This is a genomic window from uncultured Clostridium sp., from assembly GCF_900547735.1.
In the GTDB taxonomy this organism is placed as follows: Bacteria; Bacillota; Clostridia; order Lachnospirales; family Lachnospiraceae; genus Otoolea.
Map to the genome: position 1 here is coordinate 22,975 of NZ_URHZ01000062.1, position 11,326 is coordinate 34,300.

Sequence of the window (11,326 nt, forward strand, 5' to 3'; positions counted from 1 at the left end):
CTGATTATACCTCCTTTGCCTGCTTGTTTGCTTCCATCGCTTCTACAAGGCCCTGTACACGTGTTTCGTACTGTGCGGCATTGAAGTTACGCGGGTCAGCCTGGTCACCGTCGAAGCCTGCGCATGGAACGCCCAGATCGTCGGTAAAGCGGCGCTGCATCTCAGCCATATAACCGCTCCACGGTTTACAGCTTCTGTTGTAATGAACGAGAACGCCGTCTACCTTATTGTCGCGGCAGATGCCTTCACGCCAGTCAACACCCTGCTCGATGCAGACGGAGTTCGGAGCTTTATAGTAAGCACGGGCCATCTCATCGATGTTTTTGTAAACGAAACCGAATGCAGGTGCATATACAACGGCTGTAACGTTTACTCCATGCTCTTTCAGCGGTTTAAACAGAGCCGGAAGTTTTGGCCAGCATGGGATACCCTCGAACATAACACGGTATTTCTCCGGGAATGGAGTTGTTGTCTCACCCTTCTTAACTGTCTCTTCCAGATCTCTTGCAAGAAGCTCAAATGCTTCGGCAGCTTCCACTCTTGCACGTGCGGTAACAACGTCGGCCATATGGTTGAACAGGTCGAAACCACTGTATGGAGCGGGTTTGTACTGAAGGTAATCACAAACGCTTAACCATGCCTGAGCGGTACGGTTTGCATTTGAACAAGCTTTCTCGAATTTCTTCTCGTCAAACTTCTTGCCTGTCAGTTCTTCCAGCTGTTTGATTGCTTTGTCAAACTGTGCGCGTACATATTTAACGTTGTCATCATGTACGTCAACTGTATTGTTGTATGGGATATCGATCATGATCAGCGGAATATTGCACATACGGGCAATGTTCTCGTACCATTTTGTCATACAGTTACAGATATTGTTACAGCACAGAACGAAATCCGGCTGCGGAATACGCATCTGGCGGATTGTTGCGATCGCTTCCATACGGCGCTCTTTTTCAGGGCTGTCCGGAAGAGCTTCAATCTCAAGCAGGTTATCCAGTACCAGGTAAGGAGTCTGAGTCTTAGGATCTTTCTTCGGCTTACCGGTAGCTTCGTCGATTACTACGTTTCCGTCTGCATCCTTTAATGGTTTTCCGGTGCTTGGATCGATGATATACTCTCCTGTCTCCGGATCATACTTACGGGATACACGTACGCCGGCTGCATAAGCAAGGCTGATACGGGCATATCCACAGATATCGTTGTCATAGCCCAGATCTTCGGCTGCCTGACACATTAACTCACCGTAACGGTTTGCAGCGATACCAGCAGCCTGATTCTCCGGATACATAACATTCAGATCAAATGCTGCTGCAAGTTCACATGGGAACTTGGATGAGGACCAGCCAACTAACTCGCCTCTTGCTTTGGCCTCGCGTGCATCTTTGTGGACGTCGTCAACGACCTTACGAAGTGCGAGAACGCCAGGACTAACTTGTTTTGCCATAATAATTATCCTCCATTCTTTCTATGAATTACTACTACTGCGGCGGCTGGCAGCCTGCCATGCAAGCAGAGCGGCGCCAAGCGCACCATTATACTGTGTCAGCGGGGAAATCTTAATCGGACATCCAAGCTCATCCTGAAGTGCCTGAACAACACCCAGGTTCTGAGCAACGCCGCCGGTCATAACAACATCCGGCACCACACCGATACGGTGGGCGAGCCCTGTGACACGATGAGCCACCGAGCGGTGAATTCCGGCAATAATATCGCATTTGTCGGTTCCCATCGCCAACTGGCTTATAACCTCACTCTCGGCAAAAACGGTACAGGTGGAACTGATTCCCACCTTCTTCTGGGACATTGCGCCGAGCCTGCCCAGATCTGCTACCTTTACTTCCAAAACGCGCGCCATAACATCCAGGAACCGTCCCGTTCCGGCCGCACACTTGTCATTCATCTGGAAATTGGTCATTGCACCATTGTCAATGTGCAGGACTTTGACATCCTGTCCTCCGATATCGATGACTGTGTGGACATTTGGAAACAGAAAGGAAGCTCCTTTAGCATGACATGAAAGCTCGCTCATCTGCTTGTCGGCAATACCATCCATCAGAGAGGTACGGCCATAGCCCGTTGCCAGTGTATAAGCCATCTCTTCTTTTTTCATGCCTATATCATCGAGCACGGCCTCAATCGCGCGCTGCGGTCCGCTGGTACCAGCGCCGACATCAATCAACGATTTTGCCACAATCTCTTTGCCGTCTTTTAAAATGATGCATTTGGAGGCTGTGGAGCCGACATCGATACCTAAAGTATAAATTGCGCTCATTGTATCTATTTCCTTTCATTAGGCTAAAAAGTTCTTATTACACGGCGTTCCGGCATATCCAGGCACACCGCTTACGAGTCCATGATACCACAAAACGTGCTAAAAGTCGCTGGAAAATACATAAAACGCTATAAAATAATTGATAAGACAGTTATTAAAAAACCTTTATCCGCCCGGGGATACAGATAAATCGAGCAAAGGTTCCAGCAGCCCTTGCCCGATTTATCTGAAAAGTCTCAGACTTTTTTACTATCTACTATCTTACTATCAACTATCAATTGTTTTATGCACGCAGCGTTTTCACTTATACATTCACTTTGTTTTTAGATACAAATTAATTATTTACCGAAGGTCTGAAATTCACGAACGGATCTTGGGGTGAGCATCTGATGCATCGGGCAGATGGACTGTGGGTTCTGATAAGCAGCCTCAGTAAATGCCTGGATGTATGGACGCATCTCTGTCATATCGACAATCTCGTCTACCATACCTTTTTCTGTACAGTATTTAGGACGGGACTTGTCTGTGTACATCTGAATCATGTCGTTCATCTTTCCGATGATTGGAGTTAAATCTTCACCGGCTTTTTTCGCTTTAACCAGTTTTCTGGAGTACATAGCGTTTGCAGCCGTCTCGCCCGGCATTACGTAGTACTCGCAAACACCCGTACCAAGAGAGAATACGTTGGTGTTGTTGCCCTGAGGTCCGCCAAGTACGTAGTGTGCAGCAGCGCTGGCCTTACGAACGGTGATCTCTAAGGATGGCAGTTTGGAGTTCTCGATGGAGTAGATCAGGGACTGTCCTAAACCAAGAAGCTCAGCTTTCTCAGCCTCGTCACCTACATCGATACCGGTTGTATCCTGTAACCAGATTAACGGGATTCTGTCACGTGCGCAGAGAGTAACGAATTCGTTCATCTTGATAAGGCCCTGACGGTATAACTTGCCGCCGATACCTACGGAGTTCTGTTTGTACTCCGGATAGTTCATCAGAAGGCCCTGTGCGTTGGCTACAACACCTACTAACAGACCGTTAACCTTAGCCAGACCGGTAATCATCTCCGGGCCGTATCCCTTCTTGAATTCGGAGAATTCGCTGTTGTCGAAGAGACGTGCGATTACTTCGTACATATCGTACGGACGTTTCTGGTTCATCGGGATGATGCTGTAAAGGTCTTCTGCAGGAAGCTGAGGAGCCTTTGGTGTGTCAACACGGAAGAACTCTAAGTTGTAAGCAGGAAGGTAGCTGATGTATTTCTTGATACCCTCGATTACGCCTAAGTCGTTCTGGTATACTTCACGGAAGAATCCAGTCTCATCATAGTGGATCGGAACGGAACCAGGAGCCGGAACTTTCAGCTTGCTGTTTTCGATCTGAGCTGCGATGATCTGCTCTGCCGCTTCGTCGTCGATATATCCCTTCGGGTTCATACCGGATAAGATGCCTGCTCCGCCGACTGCCATATTGGCATCCTGATGTGCAATCAGAATCGTCGGGGAAATGCTGTGGTATCCGCCGCCTGCCGGGTTGGTTCCGTAGATACCTACGATTACCGGAATACCGAGCTGGTTTAATTCAGAGTTACGGAAGAATGGTGTACCGCCGCCACGTCTGTTTGGATATACTTTATCCTGGTTCGGGAATTCTACACCGGAGCAGTTCAGTAAGTAGATTAATGGAAGATGCATCATCTTGGCAGCATCGGAGCAGCGAATCAGGTTCTCTGCCTGTCCAGGTACCCAGGCGCCGGCCATCTTCTTGTTATCGGAAGCTACGATATAAACCCATTTTCCATCTACGCGGCCAAGGCCGTTTACGATGTTTGTTGTGCCAAATTTGTTGTTCTCAGGATTGAAAAGGCTGTTTAACGGGCACCATGTACCAGCATCGATTAATGCGTTGATACGCTGCATAGCAGATAACTGTCCGCGCTCGTTTAACTTCTCTTCAGAAGTAATGCCTGCTGCAAGAGCTTTTTTGATAGACTCATGGATGTCACCCTCAACAGCTTTGATTTCCTGCTCATTTTCCGGATTCGGATTAACCAGTTCTTTACCAATTGTAGGCATGTTCTGGAAATATCCTGGCATGGAATACATATTCATGTCTTCATTCTCCTATTCTTTAATCACTTGACTATGGTTATTCCGCTGCGGCAGCCTGGGCCACCGCAGCGTATGTAAGACATTTCAGACTAAAATTAGTTAGCCGGCTCTTCCTTTGGAACCTGGATAAATGCCTGGCCCGGGTCGATCTCTTCACGGATCATGCGGATAACGTCCGGTGACGGAGCTTCCAGCTTCACTGCTCTGGATACGTCGATATCGAATCCTGTGTTCTCGATAACGTCTTCCGGTGAAGATGTCTCATAGTAGCCTGCAAGGTACATTCTCTTTGTCTTCTCGTCAAATTTGAGGATACCGCGGTCGGTAACAACTGCCTGCGGTCCGCGGTTGCCCGGAAGACCAAGTCTCTCACGTCCGCCAGGTCCATCGATCCAGCCTGGGCTTGTAACGTAGTCAATCTTCTGCATGAAACGGCGTTTCTCGTGCTGAATCATGATGATTGTGTTAGAGAAGGTTGCGATTGCGTTTGCACCGCCGGAACCTGTGAAACGTGTCTTCGGTGCATGGTAATCACCGATACATGTGGAGTTTACGTTTCCGTAAGGGTCGATCTGAGCGCCGCCGATGAAGGCAATCAGTCTGTCTGTGTCATGTAACCACTCATTCGCCTCAAAACCGATGAAACGGATATTCGGCCACTGGCATCCGCAGTGTGCCATGAAACGAAGGTCACCAACGGAACGCGGAACCTCGATTGGGGAACAGTCCATCAGACCGCTCTCAACAATCAGGTTGCATTTCGGTGCAAATAAACGTTTTGCAACGGATGCTCCGATTAACGGAAGTCCAGTACCTACAATTGCAATATTATCATTTGTGATCTGCTGGGCAAGTGTGATTGCCTGCATTTCTTTGTTTGTATACTTTGTATAGTCAGCCATGATTAATCCTCCTTGCTCACATCTGTAGAATAGCCATATCCATCAGATACTTTTAATTTAAGGAGACGGTTCACACCGATCTTCTCAAGAAATTCTGCCTGATCCTTAACACCATAAACGTACTCGTTTAAGAATGCCTTGAAATCTTCTTCCGTCTTGCTGGCTGCACCATATGCCTTCAGGAAAGCATTGTCGTAGTCATAGTAGCCGTAGCACTGTGTTGGGAATGCGCCGTAAGGAACTTCACAAACTGCATCTACGGTAAAGCAAGGAATCTTGGTCAGGGTCGGATCTCTGCGGATTACATCATTGCTTACAAGTTCTTCACAGGTAACAATAACTTTCTTAGCTGCTACAACGATATCAATATCATGGAACTCATCGCCCAGAAGGATACATGTTCCGTCCGGAGAAGCTTTCTGTACATGGATAATAGCGGTGTCAAGTTCCGGAACAGGAAGTGCAACTACTTTCTCGCCCGGTTTGAATGGGTTCTCTACGTATACGAATTTGTCATCAGAGAGCTTGTCGATGGTCTGACGCACTTCTTTGCTGATTCCCCACTCGTCTACCAGTCCGGAGCCGATCATAAAGCGTACTGGTAAGAAAGGAAGTCCTAAGGAAGCGGCATGAAGCATGAACATGATGGCATCCTGGGAGTAATCCTCGTAAATCAGTTCTCCTGCTTCAATTTTCTTACGGAAACGACGGGAAACGTTGGTAACACCTGAATCGGCGGTATAGCAGTTGATATATGCCTTAACACGATCCTCACCAATTAACATATCCCAGTCAGAGCCGGCAGGACCAGCCCATGCGATAAAATCTTTTTTGCCCTGGCGAAGAATCTCGCGCACTGCAGCCATCGGTTTTTTATTGGTTGTAAAACCACCGAAGGAGATCGAATCGCCGTCTTCTACATACTTAGCAACTGCCTCTTGTAATGTACACACTTTATTACTCACAATAAAGCCTCCTTTATAAAAATTTTCTATAACTACCGTAGATTATTTATTGCTGTTCGCAGGGCTGCTATTGCAGGGCTGTGAATAGTAACTCAAAAATTATTTAAAAATCAGCATGAAGAAACCGGCTGCAACCGCAGAACCGATAACACCAGCTACGTTTGGTCCCATCGCATGCATCAGAAGGAAGTTAGTTGGGTTCTCTTTAGAACCAACCGTCTGAGATACACGGGCTGCCATAGGAACGGCAGACACACCTGCGGAACCGATAAGAGGATTGATTTTTCCTCCAGTTATCAGGCAGAGAAGCTTGCCTAACAGAACACCGCCCACTGTTGAGAAGCAGAATGCCATAAGTCCCATAGCGATGATGGCGATTGTCTGTACACGGAGGAAGATATCTCCGTTTGCCGTAGCGCCTACGGTTGTACCAAGCATGATGGTAACGATGTTACAGAGTGCGTTCTGTGCCGTGTCGGAAAGACGCTCAACTACGCCGGACTCACGGAACAGGTTACCAAGCATCAGCATACCTAAAAGAGGTGCTACCGACGGAAGAAGCAGAGAACAGAACAGTACTACGAATACCGGGAATACTACCTTCTCTACCTTGCTTACCTTACGGAGCTGTTTCATAACGATGGAACGCTCTTTCTTTGTTGTAAGCAGTTTCATGATTGGCGGCTGAATCATAGGAATCAGGGCCATATAGGAATAGGCGGCAACCGCAATCGGCGCAACCAGATCCGGTGCCAGGTTGTTGGCAATGTAAATAGCTGTAGGGCCGTCAGCGCCTCCGATGATACCGATAGCTGCTGCCTCACCAACGGTGAAAAGGCCAGTTGCGTTAGCCAGCATGAATGCGATATAGATACCGAACTGTGCCGCAGCACCGAGCAGTAAGCTGATTGGGTTCGCAATTAATGGTCCGAAGTCCGTCATCGCTCCTACACAGAGGAAGATGAGACATGGGAATAAGCTGGACTTAACTCCGCCGTACATGATACGCAGAACACCCTGTGTGTACCATGGCTCGGATTCTTTCATTAAATCTGCCAGCGGCAGGTTTGCAAGAAACATACCGAATGCGATTGGAAGCAGAAGAAGCGGCTCATACTGCTTTTTAATCGCAAAATATAAAAGGACAAAGGAAATTGCAAACATTACCAGGTTCTTCCAGCTCAGGGCTGCGAAACCGGACTGAAGCAGCATTTCCTTCATAATTTCAAAAAAGTTCATTACTCTACCTCCTAGTTAAGGACAACCATGGCAGCTCCAGTATCTACAGGATCCCCTGCCTTAACAAGAATCTGGCTTACTGTGCCATCTGCCGGTGCAACAATTTCAGTTTCCATCTTCATAGCTTCCATAATAGCTACTACAGTGCCATATTTAACAGCCTGGCCAACTGCTACTTTTACATCCAGAACTTTACCTGGCATTGGAGCCTCCACTGTTGTGCTGCCTGCTGCAGGTGCTGCCGCCGGAGCTGCTGGTGCTGCAGGTGCTGCTACAGGAGCCGGAGCTGCTGCTACAGGTGCAGGTGCCGCCGGTCTCTGTGCCGGAGCCGTGCTTGCCAGTGTCGGAGCCTTCGGTGCTGCTACACCGTTACGGTCCAGAGATTTGTACTCTTCTACTCTCTCTACTTCTACTTCATATCTTTTGCCATTGATCGTAGCAATATATTTCATAATCTTTTTACATCCTTTCGATTGCTTTTGTGAATCTATTAGTTCAGAACAACCATTGCGGTTCCGGTCTCCACAGCATCTCCTGCTTTCACAAGAACCTGTGATACCGTACCGTCTGCCGGTGCAACGATTTCAGTTTCCATCTTCATAGCTTCCATAGTCATAACAACCTGGCCGTATTTTACTGCCTGTCCTGCTGCTACTTTGATGTCAAGTACTTTACCTGGCATTGGAGCTTCTACTGTTGTGCCGCCTGCTGCGGGAGCTGCTGCTGGTGCAGGTGCTGCCACTGGGGCTGGTGCAGGAGCCGGAGCTGCTGCTGCCGGGGCCGGTGCTGCTGCGGGAGCTGCAATTGGAGCTGCCGGTGCAGGTGCTGCCTCGCCATATCTCGGAATCGGCTCATATTCGCCAACTCTTTCAAGTTCTACTTCATACTGTTTTCCATTGAGGGTAGCCGTATACTTCATAACTGCTGTAACCTTCCTTTCGATTTCCTTCCATTCCTGGTAACTATCAGAGTTCCTTCACGTTTACAATCTTAAACTGCTCGGCTGGTAATTCAAGATCCATACCAATCGTAGCCATAAGTACCGCCAGTGTCTCTTTGTCTGTTTCATCCGATACAACCGGAGCAGCCACAACGGCCGGCTTCTGCGCTCCGTCCTTGATAATAGTACGCAGGATTTTAGAGATTAAGATGATTGACAGAGCCAATGTAACGAGAGTAATAAATACTACCGCAAGTCCCAGCAGGGATACGATGACTGACTGCCCAAAAGGCATTGTTGATTCAGTCCACATACGTGCATTGCACCTCCTTCTTAGCAGATCTCGAAGTGAGACCTTTCTTATTCGTTTCGCACTCCTTTGTGAAAAATTATATTATCAAAATAACGTCTCACAATATTCCACATCGTGGAATGCATTCCATTTTTAAAAGCTTAAAAAATATAAAGGCTTTTTAGCCCTTTGTGAAACTTGCTTATGCTTTTAATTCTTACAAGTTCACTATGGCTAAATTATAACAGTAACCCCCCTGAATGTCAACCGGGGGTTTCATAAAATATGCACAAAAAATGCCCTCTTCAATTGGGTAAAACCTCTTATAAAATCAAGGTTTTCCGACATTTTGCGACACCATTTTACATGTTTATTTTCATTATTCTTCGCCCTCTTTCTACAATTCAAAGACTCTTCATCTTTATTCCGAAATCCCTACATTTCTTTTTCGTTTTCTTAACAATACGGCTCTTTTCTGTAATTTTCTATACACTTCTTATGAGGGCGCTTTGGCCTTTCGGCTTCACCATTTGTATTTTCTGCCGCTGTGTGTTCCTTCCCGGAATAGGGCGTAATTTCCTATGAATCGAAAAAAGAGAGTGTCAGGCACCCTCTTTCTTCCTATTATAATTATATCATCTTTTTAACCCGCTAATCATTACGGCGGTTTTTATTTTGCAATTTTAAACGAACTCTTCAGGGAAACGATACGGTTGAATACCGGCGCTCCCGGTGCGCTGTCCTTGCAGTCCACACAGAAGTATCCGTTTCTTACAAACTGGAAGCTGTCAAAGGCCTTAGCCTCTTTCAGGCTTGGCTCCACGTAGCACTCCTTTAAGATTGTAAGGGAATTCGGATTCAGGTTCAGTGTTCCGTCCGCATTGAGTTTGCCCTTCTCCTCGTCGATCAGGTTCTCATAGAGGCGGCATTCCGCTTTCAGCGCCGTCGGTACCGCCACCCAGTGGATTGTGCCCTTTACCTTCCTTGCATTGAATCCGGAACCGCTCTTCGTCTCCGGGTCGTAGGTACAGTGAACAACCGTCACATTGCCGTTCTCATCCTTCTCACAGCCGGTACATGTCACAAAATATGCATTCATCAGACGCACTTCGTTGCCCGGGAACAAACGGAAATACTTCTTCGGCGGCTCCTCCATGAAGTCTTCTCTTTCTATATAAAGCTCACGGCTGAAAGGCAGCTTTCTGGATCCCAGGGATTCATTCTCCAGGTTGTTCGGCGCCTCCAGCTCTTCTATCTGTCCTTCCGGATAATTGTCAATCACCAGCTTGATCGGATCCAGAATCGCCATAACCCTGGCTTTCGATAATTTCAAATCTTCGCGCAGGCAGTATTCAAGCATGGCGCTGTCGATGGAGTTATCTGCTTTGGATACTCCGGCCAGTTCCACGAACTTGCGCAGGGACTGAGGAGTAAAGCCTCTTCTTCTGAGTGCGGCGATTGTGACGAGACGCGGGTCATCCCAGCCGTCTACCACTCCGTCCTCCACCAGTTTCTTAATATATCTCTTACCGGTAACCACATTGGTCAGGTACATCTTGGCAAATTCGATCTGACGCGGCGGGTTCTCAAATTCGCATTCTTTCACGACCCAGTCGTACAGAGGACGGTGATCCTCAAATTCAAGGGTGCAGATGGAATGCGTAATATGCTCGATCGCATCCTCGATCGGATGGGCAAAATCGTACATCGGATAGATGCACCACTTGTCGCCTGTGTTGTGGTGGCTCATATGGGCAACCCGGTAGATAACCGGATCCCTCATGTTGATATTCGGGGACGCCATATCGATCTTGGCTCTCAGAACCTTCTCGCCGTCCTTGTAGACGCCATTCTTCATATTCTCAAACAGCTCCAGGTTCTCCTCCACACTTCGGCTGCGGTATGGACTCTCCTTGCCCGGGTTGTTAAAATCTCCTCTGTATTCGCGTATCTGGTCGGCCGTCAGGTCGCAGACAAATGCCTTGCCCTTTTTAATAAGAAGAACTGCACAGTCGTACATGGTCTGGAAATAGTCGGAAGCAAAAAACAGCCTGTCCTCAAAATCGGCTCCCAGCCACTTCACATCCTCGATGATGGACTCCACGAATTCCGTCTTCTCTTTCGTCGGATTGGTATCGTCAAAACGCAGGTTGAATTTACCGTTATATTCCGCAGCCAGTCCGGAGTTTAAAATAATGGACTTGGCATGACCGATATGGAGATATCCGTTCGGTTCCGGTGGGAATCTTGTCTGGACATGATTGTAGACACCCTCTGCCAGATCCTTATCAATCTCACGCTCGATAAAGTTCTTTGACACGGCCTCTTCCTTATCTCCCGCTTCAGCTATTACATTCTTATTTTCTTCCATAAGCATTCCCTCCGTTTACTGCTTCTCTATAGTATAGAACTCTGTTGTGTGCCGCTTCAGCCGGGCCGCTGCGCCCATTTTACCGAAGTTTTCGCACAATCTATTCTGTTCAGAGCAAATATTTCCTAATATCATATCACATTTTGTAACATTGGAAAAGCAGTATTCCACAAAAACTTTGTAAATAGAGATTTAATTGAGATGCGAGGACGCCTCTGTAAGACGGCGGACGGGGTGGTG

The 11,326-nt window shown here is 47.5% G+C and carries 10 protein-coding genes; all 10 read right to left on the reverse strand.

Annotated elements, in window-relative coordinates; all coding sequences use genetic code 11:
* Nucleotides 1-4: 4 nt before the first annotated feature.
* Nucleotides 5-1,444: a (R)-2-hydroxyglutaryl-CoA dehydratase subunit alpha gene (hgdA, locus tag QZT18_RS17375; RefSeq protein ID WP_294149804.1), complete on the reverse strand. Its 1,440-nt coding sequence runs from the start codon at nt 1,442-1,444 to the stop codon at nt 5-7.
* A gap of 21 nt (nt 1,445-1,465) precedes the next feature.
* Nucleotides 1,466-2,272 carry a (R)-2-hydroxyglutaryl-CoA dehydratase activase HgdC gene (gene hgdC, locus QZT18_RS17380; protein WP_125142195.1) on the reverse strand — a complete coding sequence of 269 codons (807 nt, stop codon included), beginning with the start codon at nt 2,270-2,272 and terminating at the stop codon, nt 1,466-1,468.
* A 338-nt stretch (nt 2,273-2,610) separates the two neighbouring features.
* Nucleotides 2,611-4,377 (reverse strand): acyl-CoA carboxylase subunit beta, encoded by a 1,767-nt coding sequence (locus tag QZT18_RS17385; RefSeq protein ID WP_294149808.1) that lies wholly within the window; start codon nt 4,375-4,377, stop codon nt 2,611-2,613.
* Between the two features lie 95 nt (nt 4,378-4,472).
* Nucleotides 4,473-5,279, reverse strand: a complete 807-nt coding sequence (gene gctB / locus QZT18_RS17390; protein WP_125142193.1) for a glutaconate CoA-transferase subunit B — start codon at nt 5,277-5,279, stop codon at nt 4,473-4,475.
* Between the two features lie 2 nt (nt 5,280-5,281).
* Entirely contained in the window at nt 5,282-6,244 is a 963-nt protein-coding gene (gene gctA / locus QZT18_RS17395) for a glutaconate CoA-transferase subunit A (protein WP_294149810.1), read from the reverse strand.
* Nucleotides 6,245-6,343: 99 nt separating this feature from the next.
* Nucleotides 6,344-7,483, reverse strand: a complete 1,140-nt coding sequence (locus QZT18_RS17400; RefSeq protein WP_125142191.1) for a sodium ion-translocating decarboxylase subunit beta — start codon at nt 7,481-7,483, stop codon at nt 6,344-6,346.
* 11 nt (nt 7,484-7,494) lie between these two features.
* Nucleotides 7,495-7,935, reverse strand: a complete 441-nt coding sequence (locus QZT18_RS17405; RefSeq protein WP_294149814.1) for a biotin/lipoyl-containing protein — start codon at nt 7,933-7,935, stop codon at nt 7,495-7,497.
* A gap of 38 nt (nt 7,936-7,973) precedes the next feature.
* On the reverse strand, nt 7,974-8,402 hold the full coding sequence (locus QZT18_RS17410; RefSeq protein WP_294149817.1) for a biotin/lipoyl-containing protein: 429 nt from the start codon (nt 8,400-8,402) through the stop codon (nt 7,974-7,976).
* Between the two features lie 46 nt (nt 8,403-8,448).
* Entirely contained in the window at nt 8,449-8,736 is a 288-nt protein-coding gene (locus QZT18_RS17415; protein ID WP_294149819.1) for an OadG family protein, read from the reverse strand.
* A gap of 649 nt (nt 8,737-9,385) precedes the next feature.
* Entirely contained in the window at nt 9,386-11,086 is a 1,701-nt protein-coding gene (locus QZT18_RS17420; RefSeq protein ID WP_294149821.1) for a glutamine--tRNA ligase/YqeY domain fusion protein, read from the reverse strand.
* Nucleotides 11,087-11,326 lie beyond the last annotated feature (240 nt).